This is a genomic window from Agarivorans aestuarii (assembly GCF_019670125.1).
Lineage (GTDB): Bacteria > Pseudomonadota > Gammaproteobacteria > Enterobacterales > Celerinatantimonadaceae > Agarivorans > Agarivorans aestuarii.
This window is the reverse complement of sequence record NZ_AP023033.1, coordinates 3,215,537-3,234,154: the sequence shown is the minus strand read 5'-3', so window position 1 is coordinate 3,234,154 and position 18,618 is coordinate 3,215,537. Positions and strand designations below refer to the sequence as shown.

The window sequence follows — 18,618 nt, the reverse complement described above, 5'->3', positions numbered from 1 at the left end:
GCGTAGGGATAAACTAATGAGCAAGCTAAGTAATCGTATAAGTTTTTTATGGCTTTTGGGTGGTGTACTTGCAGCAATGCTTTTTACTCGTGAGCTTAATGCTAAGCCGACTCAACACTCCAGCCAAGATTACAACTTACACGTAGAGGCTCTCACTCAACTGCCTGGTGTGCCTTGGGGCATGGCTTGGCTTAGTGCCGATACATTGGTTGTTACTTTGCGCCATGGTGAGTTAGTAAGTGTTAACCTTACTCAAGCTAAACAAGGGAAGAAAGCCTGGAAGAGCATTGCAGGTTTACCGGCAATTTGGGCGCAGGGTCAAGGTGGATTGTTAGATGTTGTACGTGGACCCGATGGAAGCTTCTATTTTACCTATAGCAAGCCACTCAATGGCAGCGGCGTAACAACCCTAGCTAAAGCGCAAATTAAGCAAAATGAATTCGGCCAAGTGATGATGAGTAACTGGCAAGATTTACTCGTTACCGACTCTGCAGGCTCAACTAATCGTCATTACGGCAGTCGAATTGCGTTCGATGACTCTTATTTGTATTTCTCTGTTGGTGATAGGGGAGAGCGTGACAATGGCCAGAATACCGCTAACCATGCGGCCAGCATCATTCGACTAAATCTTGATGGTAGCCTACCAATCAACAACCCTTTTGTAGCTAATAATAAAGTAGCCGACGCTATATATAGTTACGGTCACCGTAATCCTCAAGGTCTCGCTTATGATACAAAACACCAGCGCCTATGGGCTATAGAGCATGGCCCGCGTGGTGGTGATGAGCTAAATCTAATTGAAGCAGGCGCTAACTATGGTTGGCCGATCACCTCTCATGGTAAGGAATATTGGGGGCCGTTAAAGGTAGGCGAATCAGAAATAAAAGAAGGCATAAACTCACCTTTAAAAGTGTACGTTCCTTCTATTGCGCCTGGTTCATTAATGCTTTACTCCGGCGCTGCTTTTCCGGTTTGGCAAGGTGACTTACTAAGTGGTGCATTAAAACTACAGCATATTAACCGCATCATTATGGATGAAAACGGCATGCCAGTTGGCGAAGAACGTTTACTTGAAGACTTGAATGAACGGGTGCGCGCACTACTTAGCGATAGCCAAGGAAACATCTATTTTAGTGGTGATAGCGGCAATATCTACAAGCTTAGCCCATTGGCGGTGCCTTAAATCAGCTTTTCAACATAAAGCCCTTGTGTAGTCTAAGCCATAGTATCGACAGATATTTTGGCTACTGGCAGAGCCTTGCCATGCAGTGTTAACCAACAGAGCATTGAAGCTTAGCCTGGCGGGTTCGACCGCAACTAATAACTCTTCAGTGGCTCGTGCTATTATCTCAAAATCTTGAGGGTTAATCGGCTGAATACGAGAATAGTTTGATAACTTATTGCGTGAGTAGCATTGGCCAAATATGCGTAAAAATGACGAAAGCTGTTGGAATAAGTTGCGTTTTAAGTTCTCTAAATTTGAATCTTGGAAAGATAGCGGCTGGCAAATAATTTGAGAGATACTGTCGATAAATGCATAGCTAAACTGCTTAGTGATATAAGCATTTTCGGTAATAAATAAGCTTGCTTGTTCAGAGTTATTTCGGTTGGCACTTAAAGCATCAATTAGTTGGCTTATACATTGTTCATCATTGGCCGATAGCTGGGTTTGAGCGGTTTGGTTCAAACATGAGAGCTCAGGGTAAAATTGACTAAGTAAGGGTTTATTTTGAGTGATCTTATTTTGAATTTCTGGCCAAAAAACAATGCTGATAGATAGCTCTAGGCTAGATATAGATTCAATATAGGTTTGTATATGTGTGTCTCTATCGTGGCCTACTGCAAACACATAATGACGATACTTTTTCTGGTCATCTTCAGGCCAAAAACGACCATCCTTAAACTTGATTAGTTCAGCATCAATAATTTGCTGAGTGATAATACTGCTTAATAATTTGCACTGTATTGCCGTTTTAGTTTCAGTACAATAAATATCCACCCCATCTTGCCTCTGCCCATTACGCCCATTACGCTGAAATGTTGGAAAAACAGCTGTCTGTGAACTGTTATAAACAGCTGTAACCAAGTCTTCAAATTCGTCGTCACTGCGGGGAAGAGGGAGTTTACTAGCTTGAAATGTAGGCATTATTTACCACTGTGGTCACCATGAAAAATGGCAATATATCAAATTTAGTAATTACTGGCATAACTCTTTACCGCAACTGTTAAGCCGCTTCGGCATAGCTGTTTAACAGTACTTCAGCCACTGCTTTCGCGTGTTTTGCTGATGCCGAATCGTTAGTGGTGTGAGCGCCTACTATCGCGCCGTCGGCTAAAATAGCGAGCTGTTTGGCAGTCTCTAAAGGTTGGGTAAGTGCTAACTCACATAACTGCTTTTCGATAAGTTTAATCACCAAATTTTTGTGTTCGGTGCAGGCAATATGTACCGGATTATCCGCTTGGTGGTATTCGGCAGAGGCATTAATAAACATGCAGCCAAAAAAGTTATCTGAGTTAATCCAACTATCAAGGGCATCAAAAAAGGCCATGATGCGGGCAAACTGTGGCTGGCACTGTTGCTGGGGAGCAAGCTGTTCAATGCTGTTTTCTAATAGCTCCAATAGCTGCTGATCACGCCGATACAAGCAAGCAACGATAAGATCTTCTTTCGACTTAAAATGGTTATACAAGGTTTTTTTTGCCACACCTGATTCAGCCAAAATGGTATCAATACCCGTAGCTCTAAAACCGTGTTGGTAAAACAGCCCTTGGGCGGTGTCGATAAGTAAATCGCGTTTAGTACTGGCCATAATGTTTCCTGATTGCTTCGTGTTAAGTATACCGCTCTGTCTCCTGATTCGGCAAACTCTCTGGTTCAAAAATTTTTCAAATTTTAATTCTCTAATTAAAACAGACTGTTAGCTTACCATTCAAATTTGTCGCTGCTCTTTGGGTGATATTTTTATTGACATAGACAGATCTGTCTCCTAATTTAAATGGCAAGTAGACAGACTTGTTTACTTTGCTAAGGCGAAGTCATCAGGTTTGTCAGCCAAGAATGTTTAATCAACTAAGGATAAGGTTATGTTAAAGCTTTACGATTTCGAATTGTCTGGTCACGCCCATCGAGTGAGATTGATGCTGGCTTTGCTAAAACTGCAGTATCAAAAAATTCCAGTTAACTTAGCGCAAGGAGAGCACAAACAAGACGCTTTTCGCTCGATTAACCCTTTTACTCAAGTACCGGTACTTGACGACGATGGCCTGGTGATTCGAGATTCCATCGCCATTATCATTCACCTTGCCAACACCTATGCGCCGAGCTGGAACCCGAAAAACAGCGAACAACAAGCGCAAATTCAACAATGGTTGGCGCTAGCTGCACGCAACCTCGCCGAAGGGCCAGCTCGCGCTCGTTTAATTACGGTATTTGGCGCCAAGTTTGATCAAGAGGCAGTCATTGAAGCCAGCCATCAAATGCTGTCGATTATTGATGGTTTGCTTGAAGGTAAAGATTGGATGGTAGGGGAGCGAGCTAGCATTGCCGACGTAGCCTGTTACTCCTACATCGCTCATGCACCAGAAGGCAAGGTTGAGTTAGATGCTTACCCAAATATTTTGCGCTGGTTAGCGAATGTAGAAGCGCTTGATGGATTTGTTGCAATGCAAAAAACACCCTTAAAAGAAGCCGTTTAAGTTAGCGCAAATAGCTCGGCGTTTAGCGATGTAAACGCCGAGCTAGCCTAAAAATTGCTTAAACAGAACGCATTCAATGAATTACGACTCAAACATAGGAAAACAGTATGACCATAGAGCAACGCCTTCCATTACCGCCGTTTAATGCCGACACAGCTGCACTAAAAGTGCGCATGGCTGAAGATGGTTGGAATTCACGCAACCCAGAAAAAGTGGCTTTAGCCTATACCAAAGGTAGCCAGTGGAGAAACCGCGATAGCTTTATTAAGGGCCGCGAGCAAATTCAACAATTTTTGAGTGAAAAGTGGGAAAAAGAACAAGCTTACCGTTTGATTAAAGAGTTATGGGCCTATAGCGGTAATCGTATTGCGGTGCGATTTGCCTACGAGTGGCAGGACAAAGCTGGCCAATGGTATCGCGCTTATGGCAACGAAAACTGGGAGTTTGATGAAAATGGCTTAATGCAAAGCCGTCATGCCAGCATTAATGACCTAGCAATAAGTGAAGAAGAACGGCTGTTTCATTGGCCGCAAGGGCGCAGGCCAGACGATCACCTAAGCTTGAGTGACTTGGGTTTATAACAAAGCAGGGGCGAAGTGTATTGCTCAGGTTTAATGATGTTGGTTATCGGGTGAGTTGGTGGTATTGCAACGTGGGGCTTTGGCTGTGGTAGCTATAGCCCAAAGCATGAGAGGGTGAGTTTATGGCTGTTTTTCACAAGGGTGAGCTAAGCGTACAGCAACGAGTTGGCGTGGCCGATATCGCTAAAACCATTGGTGATAAAGCCATTCGCAACTATATGCCCGAGCAGCATCGTGAGTTTTTTAGCCAACAAGTTCTGTTGTATGCCGGCGTGCTAGACAATCAAGGGCATCCTTGGGCTTCGCCTATTTTGGGCGAGCAGGGTTTTGTTAGCTCGCCCAATGCTACCACCTTGTCTATCGAGGCCAGAGCGCTAATCGAATACGCGCAAGTTGCTCAATTGTCGGTGGGTGACAGCATAGGCTTGTTGGGCTTGGAGTTTACTACTCGTAGGCGTAATCGCGTAAATGGTTTGCTTGCATATTCAAGTGAGCAAGCGCTGCGTTTTGAGGTACAGCAAAGCTTTGGCAATTGTCCCAAGTACATTCAAAAGCGCGAGTTAAAGCCAAGTGTGTTTAACCATGCTTTTGTGCCTAAGGCGGCAGACTTTCGCGAGCTGGCAGCAAATGATGTAGTGCTTGAGCAGGTACTAAAGCATTGCGACACCTTTTTTATTGCCTCTAGAGCCGCCGCGCTAAATAGTGAAGATAGCGATGGAGTCGATATCTCTCACCGCGGCGGTAAGCCGGGTTTTATTGATGTGGCTAAGGGCAAAACCGGTAAAATGCCAAGCTTGGTGTTCCCCGATTTTTCGGGCAACAATTTATTCAATACCCTTGGTAATATAGTGGCCGACCCAAGAGTAGGTTTGTACATACCAGACTTTGAAACCGGCTGTAGTTTTTGGATTAAAGGTAAGGCATCAATCATTTGGGATGTGTCGCAGGTAAAAGCTTATCCGGGCGCACAACGTTTTGTACAAGTCAGCATTGAGCAATGCTTAAGTTTAACCACGCCTACCTTAGTACAAAACTCAGATGCAGAGTTTTCACCGGCTTTGCATAATTTGCCTTAAACCATGTCTAGTGGGCTAGCCACGCCATCGGCCCCCATATTAAGTACATGGGTATAGATCTGAGTGGTTCTAATATCACTGTGACCTAACTGAGCTTGAATGGTGCGAATATCGGTACCTCGTTGCAATAAATGCGTAGCAAAAGAGTGGCGCAAGGTATGGCAAGTGATGGGTTTACGAATAAGCGTTTTTACTCTGGCAGCCTTAAGTGCTTTGTTTTTGCCGGTTGCCACTGGAGTATTCTGAGGGCGTTAAGCCCACAAAGTTCATCAGTGAACGCGGGTTAGCAAAACGGCGCATGTCACCGAGTTCAGCCACTAAAGTAATGGCCGATAAAAACCGTATGCCTCTGAGTACCGTTAAATATTGCACCAGTGGATACCAGGACCAGTCTTGGGCAATCATTTGTAGCTCTTGCTCAAGATGCTGAAGCCGCTGAAGCCGCTCATAGCGCTCGGTAACAATGTTGATGTAGTGCTGAAAGGTGAGTTTTTTAGCAGGCTCTAAGAAATGAATATCAGCTAAGTGTCGCTTGTAGGCCTCATTCCAGGCTTGCCGCCCCGAACACGGGTGACCATTGCGTAACAAGAACAGCTTTAAACGCTGCCGCGCTTGGCGACAATCGAGCATGGCGTCTTCACGACAACGGATTAAATCTCTGACCGCTTCATCATCAGCATTGGGGACATGGATAGAATGAACTAATCCAGCTCGCGCCATTCTCGCTAAAGCGATGGCATCGCGCCTGTCGGTTTTTACTTTATCACTGGGTGCTTTAGGGATAAGGGCGGGAGCCACTACCCAGCATTCAATACCGTGTTTAATTAAATGGCGATACAGCCAAAATCCACACGGCCCGGCTTCATAAACTAAACAGAGATGAGTAGCCAAGCCTTTGTATTTTTTGATAAGTTTGTTGATAGAACGAATATTGGTGGGAATGGTGCCATGAAATACAGGCTCATCTCTCGAATTATCAACACAATAAGCGACATCTGTGGTTTCTTTGTGAACATCTAGTCCAATGAAAAACGTGCTAGATTTAGACATGTCGATCTCCTGTTCTGTTAAGACTTTGCATCTAACAGTGTGGCTCTAGTTTGACTAACCCACGATAAACGCAGGAGGTCGGCACTTTCACCGGGGATCATTATGTCTATAGCTCTATAAGGTAATCAACGAGGTTATGGATTACAGGAAGGAATTGGAAGCCATCGTACAGGCTCGAAGGGATGCTTTTAAACTATCGCCAGCCATAGTTGTTTGCTTGGTGGCAGGGGTGGTTGCTGGAAATTATGCTTCGTTCTTAGCACCGTTTTTTGGAATTGCTGCTTTTGCAGTCTTCTATCGCCGCTTGTGGCTCGCTGCCAAAACTAGCTGTCCGAGATGTAACGAACCATTCGGAACCAATTCAAAAGTTGTTATGGGTGTTGGCACACATTGTTGTCAGAGCTGTAGCTTAAGCCTTCATCATGGCGAGCTATAACAAGTGCAGCCAGGCACGCCGCAAAAAACGCGGCTGGACTCCCGTCGCGAGTGCCGGTCGCCCCTGCAACAAGCGTTATGTGTCAGTCAAATATTTGCTCCAAAAACATCACCGACTTCACCAAGACGGTGTTTGAAGCGTTACCAACAAAGTGCATCTCCTATTTTTAGGTGATGCCTAAATTACGAGTAGTTTTGCGGTAGTTGTGATTGACAGAGTACAGCTACAAGCAAAATGAAGCCCTTATCTAATGCTATGCCTTGCCTTTTTTCTTGCTACTGATTGCTGGTGGGCTATGGGTAAGTTTAAGCAACGCCAGTTTACAAATTTGCTTTGTTGGCAGCCAAAATCTCTTCGCATACACATTTATTGCAGAATATTTGCAGATTGAGGGTTTCTTAAGCTTGATCGCAGTGCCATAAGACCACATACTCTTTTACCATTCTGCGAATCCAGTTTATGGAAAAATTGGCATTGGTCGTTCAGGTACCTCGGTTTGATAAAAGCGCGAACTCGTTCAGTCCCACCAGTTTTCTACTTCGCTAAAGAACAGACAATCAAAATAAAGAATAGGGCTTAAAGCCCCAACATAAGTAGGAACACAACATGGCAGCTTTTGGTACGGTTTTTATGCCACAAATGGCATTAGCAAAATACGAAGATCAGCAATGGGGTGATAGTGAAATTGTCTCGTCTGACAGTATTAGCTTGCACCCTGGCGCGCACGTACTTCATTACTCAAGCACTTGTTTTGAAGGGCTTAAAGCCTTTCGTCACGAAGATGGCAGCGTGCATATTTTTCGCATGGACGCCAACATTAAACGTATGGCGCAATCTGCTGAGTTACTAAGCTTACCTGCTTTTAAACCCGAATTATTAGAGCAAATGGTTAAAGACATTGTGGCAAAATTTGCCGATGAAGTGCCAGCTGCTCCGGGATCTATGTATATTCGCCCAACCTTTATTGGCACCGAGCCTGCCATTGGCAAAGCGGCCGCGCCAACTAGCTCGGCATTGCTTTACGTATTGCTATCGCCAGTGGGTGATTACTTTGCGGTAGGTGCTAAGCCTTTGCGTTTGTTGTTAGAAGAAAACGGCATGCGCTGTGCACCACACATGGGTATGGTTAAATCGGGCGGTAACTACGCTAGTGCTTTAGGGCCAATTAGCCAAGCGCGCACTGAAGTAGATGCCGACCAAGTTCTGTTTTGCCCAGGTGGCGACGTACAAGAAACGGGTGCAGCCAACTTTATTTTAATTGATGGCGACGAGCTAATTACTAAAGCGCTCGACAGCAGCTTTTTACATGGGGTTACTCGTAACTCCATTCTAACCTTAGCGCGTGACTTGGGCTTAAAAGTAAGTGAACGTGAGCTTACTGTTGACGAGCTATTAGAGCGTGCAGCTAAGCCAGGTTGTGAAGCGGCTTTATCGGGTACTGCTGCGGTATTAACGCCAGTAGGTACGCTTATCCACAACGGTAAAGAACACACCGTTGGTAATGGCGAAGCCGGTGAAACCACGTTGAAGTTGCGCCAAGCGCTTAACGATATTCAATGGGGTAAAGCGGCAGACAGCCACGCTTGGTTAACGAAAGTTTAACCCCTGCTTTTGTCAAAAATAAAACCAGCCTGTTTGTGTAGGCTGGTTTTTTACGTTTGACATTAAGTAGTTGCTTTTAGTTATCATTCCAAAGCGTACAGTAACGTGAACCGCAGTTATTGCATTGAAAAATGGTCGCAGACATTCCATTTTTAAAGTAAGTATTAGTCGCTACCATCGTAGTAGGTGACTCATAAAACCTATGAATACAATTCGGTTTTGGACCAGAGTAATTTTGTTCCCAAGGCATATTATTCTCCTTCAATTTAGCAAGTGTAATCTTGAGCAATTATTGTTGTTTTGGAATGTTCAATTGGTGAACCACTGGGCTAACACACGGTAAGCCAGAGCCTGCACGGCCAGGTCCAAAATTGATCGGAATACTTATTTTTTTGAGTAGATCGTATAAGGCAAATACACGTTGGTAGTTGCGGGTCGAGAATTGGCTGTTAAAGACGGGGTGGTGAGCCAGCAATACGGAAGCTAAACCCGTTATGTGTGGCGCAGCCATCGAGGTTCCGCTATCAGGAAAGAAACTACCATCAGGGCCGGTAGATATAATGGCTACCCCTGGTGCAGTGACATCTACCTCGGGGCCAAAACAGCTAAATAACGGTGAAAATATTCCGTTGGATGCGGTAAGTTGAGGGCTGATTTGACTGGCATCAAAGGTATTTTTTTGTACAGTAGAGGTACTACCTATAGCCGACACCGCTAATGTATTTGGAGAGTTGGCAGGAAACTGTACTGCGCCGCCGCTATTTCCGGCGGCAACAATCAAGGCAATTCCCGACATTACAGCTTCTTCAATTTTTTGATCTACAACAGGTGATACCTGTTGAGTGCCTAAACTCATATTTACTACGTCAATTTTCTCTGAGATGCAAATATCTAATGCTTCCACCAGAGAGCTAGTTGTGCCACCAGGAAAGACTTTTATAATGAGTACATCAGCATCTGGGCTTAAGCCTGTAAATTGCTTACCATCCCCTTTAGCTGTGATCACCCCACAAACGTGAGTCCCGTGGCCTTCGGCATCATTCGTCCAGGTTTTGGTATCGCCGTTGTTTGTAAGATCAATGCCTGCACTAACATGTTCAAGCAGGGGGTGGCTGCCTTTACCGGTATCTATAATGGCAATTCTGGTGCCTTTTCCGCTCAGGGTTAAGTGACTGCCATCAAAGCCCATTAATTGTTCACCCCAGCCTCGCGCATAGCTTTGCGGAAAGTTCTTAATAGTTTCGCTAAGTGATTTCATTCTAATGATGTTTACTTGGTCAGCTTTCAAGTCAGGTGCTTTCAGATAAAAATCCCAATAACTATGCGTTGCTTTGGCAAATATGAAGTTGATTTCGCTTGTCGGTAAGCGACTTAAATTGATAGTTAATTCACCGCTTGCATCGGTTAAACCGCCAGCTTTGTTTTCATCACTTTCAATGGCGATGCTCACGCCTTCAAGGCCTTGCTCATTTTCTCCCAGTACTTTCAGCTTGTATTCGCTTGTGGTCATTAGCTGGCGAACCGAACTTGTTCGATTTGGAAAAGAAGAGGGGGAAAAACGGTTGTCTAGAAAGTCTAATGGCTGTTCTTCTTCAATAAGTACTTGATTAGGGGAACTTGCGCAAAATTGTTTATAGGCCTGCTCGTCCATTTCTACTAGATGAATTTCATTAGCCTCGTTTGGGCCCGTTGATAAGGGAGACAAACCTTTATTGTGATTAATTGTACGCTTAAGGCTTAGATCAGGAAATTGCTGTAGGTGGTTCTTTAGGTCAAAGGAGCTCAGTGGCCTTAGGCCAGACTGGGCAGCTAAAGAGCCGCGCTTAGTGGTGACTAAATAACGTTTGGCTTTAGTGGCGCTGTCAGACAAGGTATGTCCTTTGGTATTTGGCTTTTTCATTTTTCCGATCCTTATTTGGGTTTTGATGCCCATAATCGGGTTTATGGGCATCAGTTTATGCATCAATGATTAGTTCTAGTGGTAGGCGGCAACGCCGTAAGGCGCTGCATTGAAAGGCAAGTATTGGGCGACGTTGCCAACAGCACTGCCAATTGCCGAACCCATTTGTTGATTGCCTAAGTAGTTGCCAATGAAACCACCAGCAGGTTGAGCAACTTGACCAATTAGGTTACCAAAAGCGCCTTGCGGGGCGATTTGTGGAGTCGCCGTAAAAGGTAACAGTTGCGCAGCTTGCCCAGCCGCACCTCCGATAGCACCACCAATAGCAGTACCTACACCAGGGGCAATGACGCTGCCAATGACTGAGCCTGCCACAGGGGCTATAGCTCCGAGAATATCGCCGAATATCCCTTGTGGAGCATATTGATGCGCTGTCTGTGGGGCCGTGCTAAATGGCAATAAGGAGCCAACCTGGCCTGCCACATTGCCAATGTTTGCCCCAAGTTGTTGGTTACCTGCTAATCCGCCAATTACGCTGCCGGCCACAGGCGCTAGCGCGCCTATGATGTCGCCGAATATCCCTTGTGGAGCATATTGAGGTGCCGCTGAAAAAGGTAGGTAGTGAGCAACACTGCCCACTGCTTTACCAATGTCAGAACCCATCTGTTGGTTGCCTAAGTAGTTACCAATAAAGCCTCCCGTAGGTTGGGCTACTTGGCCTAATAGGTTGCCGAAGACCCCTTGTGGTGCATATTGAGGTGCCGCTGAGAAGGGTAGGTAGTGAGCAACACTGCCCACAGCTTTACCAATGTCAGAACCCATCTGTTGGTTGCCTAGGTAGTTGCCAATAAAGCCACCGGCAGGTTGGGCTACTTGGCCTAATAGGTTGCCGAAGACCCCTTGTGGTGCATATTGCGGTGCCGCTGAGAAGGGGAGGTAGTGAGCGACACTGCCCACAGCTTTACCAATGTCAGAACCCATCTGTTGGTTACCTAAGTAGTTGCCAATAAAGCCTCCCGCAGGTTGGGCTACTTGGCCTAATAGGTTGCCAAAAACGCCTTGTGGTGAATATGGAGATTGGTAATAGTTTGCCATTTGTGCATCGTAGGTCATCATGTTGAACTCCGGTTTCTAGTGAGTTATCCGTTCTTGCGAGCTGTTTCTCGCAGGTGTTTTTCAGCGACAATTAGCAACAAGAGTTACCAGTGTTAAGCAGCTATTGATTGGTTTGTTACTGAGGTTTGAGCATGAGATAGCAAAGCAATATTGACAAATAAGTCTATTGTGTGGGGTGCATATAGTGATGAGTAACTTGCGTGCTACGCAGCAAAAGTTAAGTGTTATCTTGATTTATAAGGTTTTTAAGAAATGCGTTTAATTGTTTGATCGTATCTTCATTTAGTAGTCTAAGCGTTAATAACAAATCTGTTTCAGTGTAATTAGTGGCTTGTTTTCTATGTTGGAAGCAATGTCCTCGACCTAACACAATCCAATCCATCGATACATCTAGAGTGTGACAAAACAACCCCGCATTATCTAAAGTAATATTGCCATTTTTTTTCCAACGGCTAATTGCACTTTCATCAACCCCAAGTTCTAAAGCTAAAGCCGATAATTTTCTGGTATTGGTAACCTTTATTGCGTAGGTAATTCTCTCGCCGCGAGTGCTAAGTTGGTTATTCATCCGTGAATCTCTTTGTGTCAAATTAGTAAACCAAGCAGGTCGTAATTGGATCTTCAAAAAAGTGACCTTCGCTAAATATAAAGCACTATGTCAATAGATGGTTGCTTAAGTGTTGCTGGTATGTTTCTTTTGTGGGGGTGTTGAATGAGTGACTTAACTATTGGTGTTTCTTACTTAATGAAATGGTAATGATTTTAGGTAGTTAAAAATAATGACAAGTTTTTAGCCTCGTTTTTTTATTAGCTGCGATTACCTGTGTGAGATTGATTTAAACAAGGTATTCAAAATGCAAAAGTTACATGTTTCATATTCACCTATTGCTCGTGCAGTGCTTGTGGGCTTAACCCTTTCTTCATTAGTTGCCTGTGGCCAATATAGTGCTGATGAGCAGGCCAATGTTGATCGAGTAGAACCACTACAGCAGAATGAGTCTGTTAAGCAAACCAAGCCAGCCCAGCGGCCGCAGCAAGACCAATCTATTAAGGCTGTGCACCCAATCGCTAAGCATCAGCGAGAAAAGCGCGCAGTTAGCCAAATGCAAATGGCAAGAACATCTAACTTTGCGGCGGCGCAGGGGCTTGCCGACTCTTCGTATTACTACGAGCAGGGCAACAACGAAAACTACCAAAAGTTTTCCGATTTATCGGTAGTGGCTGTGGCAGAACAACCGGTTTCTACTTTTAGTGCCGATGTCGACAGCGCTAGTTACGCCAACATGCGCCGTTTTATCAACAATGGCCAACTTCCACCAAAAGATGCGGTGCGTGTAGAGGAGCTTATTAACTACTTTTCTTACGATTACGCGACTGGCAACGATGCAGCTTTGAGCATTGAGCAGCCTATTGCGATTGATACCTTACTTACCGCTTCTCCTTGGAACAGCAACAATCAACTGATTCGAATAGGTGTTAGTGCTTACCAGCCCGACACCGATATTCGCCCAGCTGCTAATGTAGTGTTTTTGGTGGATGTATCTGGCTCGATGCAATCGCAAGAAAAGCTGCCTCTGTTAAAGCAATCAATGTTATTGATGCTTAATAACCTAAAAGCCAGCGATAATGTGGCGATTGTGACTTATGCCAGTGGTACTGGTGTGGCTCTACCTGCCACTAGCGTAAAAGATAAACACAAAATTGTAGCGGCCATTAACGGCTTGCAAGCGGGTGGTTCAACTAATGGTTCTGCAGGCATAGAGTTGGCCTACAATCAAGCACAGCAAGGTTTTATTGAAGGCGGCATTAACCATGTGTATTTAATGTCAGACGGTGACCTTAATGTAGGCATCACCGACATTGATGAACTTAAACATCGCATTACTCAAAAGCGTAAAGCAGGTGTGCAGTTCTCTACCATTGGCTTTGGAACAGGCAATTACAATGACCATTTAATGGAGCAATTGGCTGATAATGGCAATGGTGTAGCCGGTTATATTGATACTCTGCACGAGGCGCAAAAACTACTGGTGGATCAATTAGGTAGCAGCTTGCATACGGTAGCGCATGATGTGAAGTTTCAAGTAGAGTTTAATCCTCGTATGGTCTCGGAATACCGCTTACTGGGTTACGAGAATCGCCAACTTGAGCGCGCCGATTTTAACAATGACAAAAAAGATGCTGGCGACATGGGAGCGGGGCACAGTGTAACGGCTATTTATGAGATAACCCCAGTGGGTAAACCGGGTTTAATTGACCCTTTGGTATTTCAGCAGCAGAAGCAAAACAAAATGGCTAAGCCACAGGTGAATGAAGCGCTAGCCGAAGTGCGAGTGCGTTACAAAAAAGCGCAATCGCAAGCTTCCGAAAAGTACGTGCAGCGGGTATTTAGCCAAGATTTGGTTGATTTTGAGCTAGCTAACAATGACGACCGCTTTGCGATTGCTGTAGCAGCTTTTGGCCAAAAATTACGTGCCAATGAGCAGTTGGATGAGCTTGCTTATCAGCAAATTATTGATTGGGCTAATGCTGCAAAAGGTCAAGATAAGTTTGGTTATCGCGCAGAGTTTGTTAAATTAGCGCGATTAACCAATACCTTAGCCTTGCAATCGCCGGTTATGCCACAGCCGCAGCAATTGCCAGAGTTAGAGTATGCAGTGCAACCATTACCGGTAACCTTACCCGCAAGGATTGATGCGAACAATGAAGAGCTTAGTCAGTGATGAACAACTGATGCTTGATTATGGTCAGCGTGGTGACGTAGCCGCGTTTGACCAGCTTTATCAACGCTATCGCAAACCCTTGTTTGGTTTTATTCGGCAAAAGATGGCAGAGGCTGCCTGTAACGAAGTATTTCAAGAAGTTTGGGAATCGATAATTAGTCAAGCTAGCCAATACCAGGTACCTAGTGATGACGAGCAAAATATCGCGCACTTTCGAGGCTATCTTTATACCATTACACGCCGCCGAATTGCCGATTACTGGCGCTCGCAAGGCAAGCAAAGCCATAACGACGAACAAGAAGTAGATGAATTGGAATCTCTTTCAAACCCCGAGAAAGAGCATCAGCAAGGCCTTGATAAGCAAGTGATATTACGCTGTGTGGAGTTACTGCCTAGTAAGCAACAAGATGTATTTATGCTAAAACAATCGGGCCTAGCTGTGGCCGAGATGAGCCAAGTACTTGATGCATCTTTTGATGCCATAAAAAGTCGTATACGGGTTGCTTATCAACAATTGCGAGAGTGCTGGGAGAAACATCATGGTTGATACACCTAAAGGTAATGCGCCCAGCGATCAGCAAATTGATCACGCTTATCAGCAAGCGCTAAACCAATTTGAACCCTCGGAACTGCTAGATAAACGTATTCAAAATCTGGCTAAGCAGCAGGCAAAGCAAAATAGTAAAGCTAAATCTTACTCTTGGGCGGCTGCACCTTGGTGGGCGAGCGCTGCGTCTTTGGCTTGTGTGGGAGTGCTAGGCTGGTGGTTAGTTACCGAAATTAGTGTGCCACCAAGTGAAATAAGTTATCAAAGCAATGTGCAGTTAATTAGCCCGTCGCAACAGGCTAATGACCCGGCGACCGAAGAGCTCGACCAGCAAAAACGGCAGCTAGCAGAAAAGCTATTGCGTAAGCGAGAGCTAGATACCCAAGCAATTGAGCGAGAGCGCAGAGAGTTAGCCAAACAGAAGGCTATGCAAAAACCAACTATGCAGGCTGAAACAATACAAAGGCAAACAGAGATTGCTGCCAAGTCTGCTGAGCAGCATTACGCTCTTGAGGAGCAACCAGCTACATTTTCATCTTTACCTAGTGATGAGATGTCTGATGCTGTTGCTATTAGCGTAAGCGATGCTGTTCTGCAGTGTGTGGAGCAAGCGCTAAGCGCTTACTCATTTGAGCAGTTGGAATTACAACTCGCCCAAACCCTGCCAGAAGATGCTAAGCAAGCGCTTACGCAGCCACCACGCTGGTTAAGTTGGCAACAAATACAATGGAAGTTAGTGACTGTTGAAAGTGGCTGGCTGATAGTGGGGGATGGGCTCGACGTTGATTCATCACGTATCTACCGCTTGCCAAATACCTTAGAAGAAAGCTGTAAATCGCCCTAAGCGCTAGTAATCAATTCGCAGGCTCAGTGAATAACTTCAATAGAGTAAAAGGAAGCGGCTACAAAGGAGCCGCTTTTTTTTGTGCGCCAAAGCGATCAGCATCTACGCCTTGTTTCCAATAACCTACTGCAAAGGTATTTAGGCGATCAAAACCTAAGTCTTGCTGCAACATTGGCCGTAAAGTGCGGATCTGCGAGGCTTCTAAGCCCATAAATATATGACTATCGCTAACCATACCTGCGGCGATTGTTTGCACTTGCTCTGCAAAGCTAATATTTGCTTCATCCTCAACATGCCAGTGGGTGTTCTCCGCAGCGTGATAGTCTAGTTCTATGATGTCGGCGCGAGTGGGAACGGCGATTACTACCCTTAATTCAGCTTGTGGATTAAGCCTTGGCACATAGCCATTAATAGCGTTAACCGAGGTAATATCCCCCAGTAGCAAATAACTGTGATGATTAAACTGGGTCAGCTTGAGTTGCCCAGGACCAGCAATGCTTAAATGCTCACCTAGCTTTGCTTGGCTCGCCCAGTTAGTCGCTGGCCCGCTGTGCCGATTTATTACAAAATCTAAAGCAAGCTCTTGGCTCGACGAGTTAAACCAACGAATGGTGTAGGAGCGCATTTTAGGTTTTGAACTATCGCTGTTTGGCAATATCACCTTCACGTGCGCCCCTTCCTTAGATTCAGGAAAGCGTTTAAGACTGCTGCCTTTCACTACAATCCGCAGTAGGTGAGGAGAGAGTGGGATAAGCTGTGATACCTGAACGGGATACATTTTTGGCTTCATCGTTACTCCTAATGACTTGTACATTGTTTAATAGGTTGATAAAATCAACTATATTTTTTAAGGTAGACTTAGTCAACTATTATTTGAGGTCTTATGAAACAGCAATCAATTTCTGATTCGGTTTTTGCTCTGGTTCAAGCATATCGAATTGCTATGCGCTCTGGCTTAAAAGCCCAACAACTCGGCTTAAATGCCATGCATGTGAGCTGTTTAAGTTTTATTGCCGCGAGTCACCATTGCACGGCTAACGACATTGTTAATCACTTTTCTCGCGATAAAGCGCAAATCGCCCGTTTGCTAAAAGAAATGATTGAAAAAGATTGGCTGAGAAAAACCGCCAACCCAGAAGATAAACGCAGCCAGCTCTTGTCTCTCACCGATGAGGGGCAAGCGCTGGCAAGCTTAATTGAAGAGACCCAAAGCAAAGTGCAAAGCCAAATGTGTCAAAACCTGAGCGATCAGCAAATTGAGGAATTTGAGAAGCTAGCAAAGATGATGGTGGGGAATCTAAACCAGATGACTTAAGCTGCACTTTGTTGACCAAGTACCGCCTTAGATCCATTTCTTCACTTTAAAAATGGCAAAGAATGATGCGGCAATCACTGCCATGCCACTTAAGGTGAAGTAGTAACCATAGGTGAACGCGAGCTCAGGCATGTTCTCAAAGTTCATGCCGTAGATCCCTGCGATAAAACCTAAGGGAACAAAGATGGCGGTAATCATGGTGAGTACTTTCATGGTGTTGTTTAGGTCGTGAGTGCTAATGGAAATATGTCCGTCTAACAAGTCGCCACACAGTTCGTAATACATTTTAGACAAACCATATATGCGCTTACTGCGCTCACATAGTTTTAGCCATTCATGTTGATCTTTAGTTGATTTTATCGAAAAGTACACCAGTTCATCGGAGCTTAGGCGCTCTACAACATTTTGATTAAACTCTAAAACGCGATTAAGTTTGCGGAAATGGTATCGATAATTAAGCAGCTTTTTCAGGCTGTTAACTTTATCGCCGGCGAACAGTTCATCTTCTACTCGTTCGATTTCTTGGTCAAAATCTAATAATCTATGTAAGTAGTTTTTCACTACGTTTTGCATCAGAGCAACTGCCAAGTGCTCGGTAGTTTTGCTGTTCTCTTGGCTTAAGCTAGCTTGCAGTATTTCAATGGCTTGCGAGGGCTGCGGGTGTAGGCTAACAATTATTTGGCTTTTACAAATTATACCAATGTTTTGTGCGCGTAGTTCATAGTCATCGGCTAGGCTAATTGCTTCTTTAAACAAGATTAAGGTAGTGCCGGGAAATGCTTCAGCTCTGGCTGTTTGTTTTTGTTGGAAGTAGCTGGCAAGCGCCAGCTCATGACAACCAAGGTGAACCAATTGTTGTTGCAGCTCCTTAGATACGTCACCCGAAATATCTATCCACAAAAACTCATCTACATCTGGGTTAAAGCTGGCGACTAGCTCAAGGCCCGATTGTTTATACACACCGGCCGTTTTTTTAATTACTTTTATGCTCATTGGCTATCTCTTTATTTGACGGGCGAGTAAGGCTTACAGCACCAGCTCCATGGTTTGATAAACTTCGGTGAGGCCGTTAACCAAGAACTGAGCACCCATACACACCAACAAGAAGCCCATAATACGGGTGAAGGCGTCGATGCCATTTTTGCCTAGTAATTTAAGTGTTGGATAAGCCATGCTAAGTACTAGCCAAGCAACCAAGGCCACGCCGGCGAAGCCTATTAAGCTGCCTAAGTAAACGCTAGGTTTGCTTACATCGTCAGGTAAGCTGGCAATTTCAGACGCGCCACTAATCACTAGCGCCATGGTACCTGGGCCACACATAGACGGAATGGTGAGCGGTACAAATGCAATGGAGTCTTGCTTGGGCAGCTCAATTTTTTCTGGTGGTGCTGGGAATAGCATCTTAAAGCCAATTGCACCAATAATCAGTCCACCGCCTAAACGTAAACTAGGCATCGAAATACTAAATAATTCCAAGATAGAAGAACCGATAAAAAAGGTAACGGTTAAGGCGATAAACAAAAACAAACTGGCCAGCTTGGCTTGGCGCGACAGATAGCTTTTACCATGCCCTTTACTTAAACCCAGCAATAGGGTGGCCGAGGTGGGAGGGTTAACCATGGGGAGCAAAGCCAGCATGGTTAAGCCAGCTACGGTAAAAATAGTTTCAATCTGCATATCAGTCTCTTTGGGTTGATTGCGTTAAGGTTTAGGTGAGTTAGCCACCGTGTTG

At 44.8% G+C, this 18,618-nt stretch carries 18 protein-coding genes and 1 pseudogene; 9 read left to right on the top strand and 10 right to left on the bottom strand.

The window, feature by feature from the left end; genetic code table 11:
- The first annotated feature begins 16 nt into the window (after nucleotides 1-16).
- Nucleotides 17-1,183, top strand: coding sequence for a PQQ-dependent sugar dehydrogenase (locus K5609_RS15040; protein WP_246611866.1), 1,167 nt, complete (start codon nucleotides 17-19; stop codon nucleotides 1,181-1,183).
- 9 nt (nucleotides 1,184-1,192) lie between these two features.
- On the opposite strand, the gene K5609_RS15035 is transcribed toward K5609_RS15040, so the two are convergent.
- Both K5609_RS15035 and K5609_RS15030 read right to left on the bottom strand, forming a co-directional pair.
- Nucleotides 1,193-2,146 carry a hypothetical protein gene (locus tag K5609_RS15035; RefSeq protein WP_221074355.1) on the bottom strand — a complete coding sequence of 318 codons (954 nt, stop codon included), beginning with the start codon at nucleotides 2,144-2,146 and terminating at the stop codon, nucleotides 1,193-1,195.
- 79 nt (nucleotides 2,147-2,225) lie between these two features.
- A complete protein-coding gene (locus tag K5609_RS15030; RefSeq protein ID WP_221074354.1) occupies nucleotides 2,226-2,810 on the bottom strand; it encodes a TetR/AcrR family transcriptional regulator in 585 nt (194 codons plus the stop codon).
- Nucleotides 2,811-3,084: 274 nt separating this feature from the next.
- On the opposite strand from K5609_RS15030, the gene K5609_RS15025 reads away from it, so the two are divergent.
- The 3 genes from K5609_RS15025 to K5609_RS15015 all read left to right on the top strand — a co-directional run bounded on the left by K5609_RS15025 (nucleotide 3,085) and on the right by K5609_RS15015 (nucleotide 5,353).
- Nucleotides 3,085-3,696: a glutathione S-transferase family protein gene (locus tag K5609_RS15025; RefSeq protein WP_221074353.1), complete on the top strand. Its 612-nt coding sequence runs from the start codon at nucleotides 3,085-3,087 to the stop codon at nucleotides 3,694-3,696.
- A 107-nt stretch (nucleotides 3,697-3,803) separates the two neighbouring features.
- A complete protein-coding gene (locus tag K5609_RS15020; RefSeq protein ID WP_425514824.1) occupies nucleotides 3,804-4,277 on the top strand; it encodes a nuclear transport factor 2 family protein in 474 nt (157 codons plus the stop codon).
- Nucleotides 4,278-4,399: 122 nt separating this feature from the next.
- The gene (locus K5609_RS15015; RefSeq protein ID WP_221074352.1) at nucleotides 4,400-5,353 is read left to right on the top strand and encodes a PNPOx family protein; all 954 of its coding nucleotides are present in this window, start codon (nucleotides 4,400-4,402) and stop codon (nucleotides 5,351-5,353) included.
- Here K5609_RS15015 and K5609_RS15010 read toward each other — a convergent pair.
- Together K5609_RS15010 and K5609_RS15005 are read right to left on the bottom strand one after the other, a co-directional pair.
- Nucleotides 5,350-5,568: pseudogene (locus K5609_RS15010) on the bottom strand (tyrosine-type recombinase/integrase); the annotation flags it as partial. The gene K5609_RS15015 and the pseudogene K5609_RS15010 overlap by 4 nt on opposite strands.
- Nucleotides 5,558-6,403, bottom strand: coding sequence for an IS110 family RNA-guided transposase (locus tag K5609_RS15005; RefSeq protein WP_221074351.1), 846 nt, complete (start codon nucleotides 6,401-6,403; stop codon nucleotides 5,558-5,560). The pseudogene K5609_RS15010 and the gene K5609_RS15005, both read right to left, overlap by 11 nt.
- 1,042 nt (nucleotides 6,404-7,445) lie before the next feature.
- Between K5609_RS15005 and K5609_RS15000 the strand changes: the two genes are divergently transcribed.
- Nucleotides 7,446-8,441: a branched-chain amino acid aminotransferase gene (locus tag K5609_RS15000; protein WP_221074350.1), complete on the top strand. Its 996-nt coding sequence runs from the start codon at nucleotides 7,446-7,448 to the stop codon at nucleotides 8,439-8,441.
- Between the two features lie 289 nt (nucleotides 8,442-8,730).
- Here the strand turns inward: K5609_RS15000 and K5609_RS14995 are convergent, their stop codons facing one another.
- The 3 genes from K5609_RS14995 to K5609_RS14985 form a co-directional block, all read right to left on the bottom strand.
- Nucleotides 8,731-10,341 (bottom strand): S8 family peptidase, encoded by a 1,611-nt coding sequence (locus K5609_RS14995; protein WP_221074349.1) that lies wholly within the window; start codon nucleotides 10,339-10,341, stop codon nucleotides 8,731-8,733.
- 75 nt (nucleotides 10,342-10,416) lie between these two features.
- The gene (locus K5609_RS14990) at nucleotides 10,417-11,457 is read right to left on the bottom strand and encodes a hypothetical protein (protein ID WP_221074348.1); all 1,041 of its coding nucleotides are present in this window, start codon (nucleotides 11,455-11,457) and stop codon (nucleotides 10,417-10,419) included.
- Between the two features lie 217 nt (nucleotides 11,458-11,674).
- A complete protein-coding gene (locus K5609_RS14985) occupies nucleotides 11,675-12,025 on the bottom strand; it encodes a helix-turn-helix domain-containing protein (protein ID WP_221074347.1) in 351 nt (116 codons plus the stop codon).
- Between the two features lie 286 nt (nucleotides 12,026-12,311).
- Between K5609_RS14985 and K5609_RS14980 the strand changes: the two genes are divergently transcribed.
- The 3 genes from K5609_RS14980 to K5609_RS14970 are packed head-to-tail and all read left to right on the top strand — an operon-like array spanning nucleotide 12,312 to nucleotide 15,571.
- Nucleotides 12,312-14,180: a vWA domain-containing protein gene (locus tag K5609_RS14980; protein WP_221074346.1), complete on the top strand. Its 1,869-nt coding sequence runs from the start codon at nucleotides 12,312-12,314 to the stop codon at nucleotides 14,178-14,180.
- Complete coding sequence (locus K5609_RS14975; RefSeq protein ID WP_221074345.1) at nucleotides 14,161-14,727, top strand: sigma-70 family RNA polymerase sigma factor; 567 nt, start codon at nucleotides 14,161-14,163, stop codon at nucleotides 14,725-14,727. The genes K5609_RS14980 and K5609_RS14975 overlap by 20 nt, the downstream gene beginning before the upstream one ends.
- On the top strand, nucleotides 14,720-15,571 hold the full coding sequence (locus K5609_RS14970) for a hypothetical protein (RefSeq protein WP_221074344.1): 852 nt from the start codon (nucleotides 14,720-14,722) through the stop codon (nucleotides 15,569-15,571). Before K5609_RS14975 ends, K5609_RS14970 begins: the two co-directional genes overlap by 8 nt.
- A gap of 58 nt (nucleotides 15,572-15,629) precedes the next feature.
- On the opposite strand, the gene K5609_RS14965 is transcribed toward K5609_RS14970, so the two are convergent.
- Nucleotides 15,630-16,361 carry a siderophore-interacting protein gene (locus K5609_RS14965; protein WP_221074343.1) on the bottom strand — a complete coding sequence of 244 codons (732 nt, stop codon included), beginning with the start codon at nucleotides 16,359-16,361 and terminating at the stop codon, nucleotides 15,630-15,632.
- A 93-nt stretch (nucleotides 16,362-16,454) separates the two neighbouring features.
- On the opposite strand from K5609_RS14965, the gene K5609_RS14960 reads away from it, so the two are divergent.
- A complete protein-coding gene (locus K5609_RS14960; protein ID WP_221074342.1) occupies nucleotides 16,455-16,886 on the top strand; it encodes a MarR family winged helix-turn-helix transcriptional regulator in 432 nt (143 codons plus the stop codon).
- 27 nt (nucleotides 16,887-16,913) lie between these two features.
- Here the strand turns inward: K5609_RS14960 and K5609_RS14955 are convergent, their stop codons facing one another.
- Both K5609_RS14955 and K5609_RS14950 read right to left on the bottom strand, forming a co-directional pair.
- Entirely contained in the window at nucleotides 16,914-17,879 is a 966-nt protein-coding gene (locus K5609_RS14955; protein ID WP_221074341.1) for a magnesium transporter CorA family protein, read from the bottom strand.
- A 33-nt stretch (nucleotides 17,880-17,912) separates the two neighbouring features.
- The gene (locus K5609_RS14950; RefSeq protein WP_221074340.1) at nucleotides 17,913-18,563 is read right to left on the bottom strand and encodes a MarC family NAAT transporter; all 651 of its coding nucleotides are present in this window, start codon (nucleotides 18,561-18,563) and stop codon (nucleotides 17,913-17,915) included.
- Nucleotides 18,564-18,618: the final 55 nt, after the last annotated feature.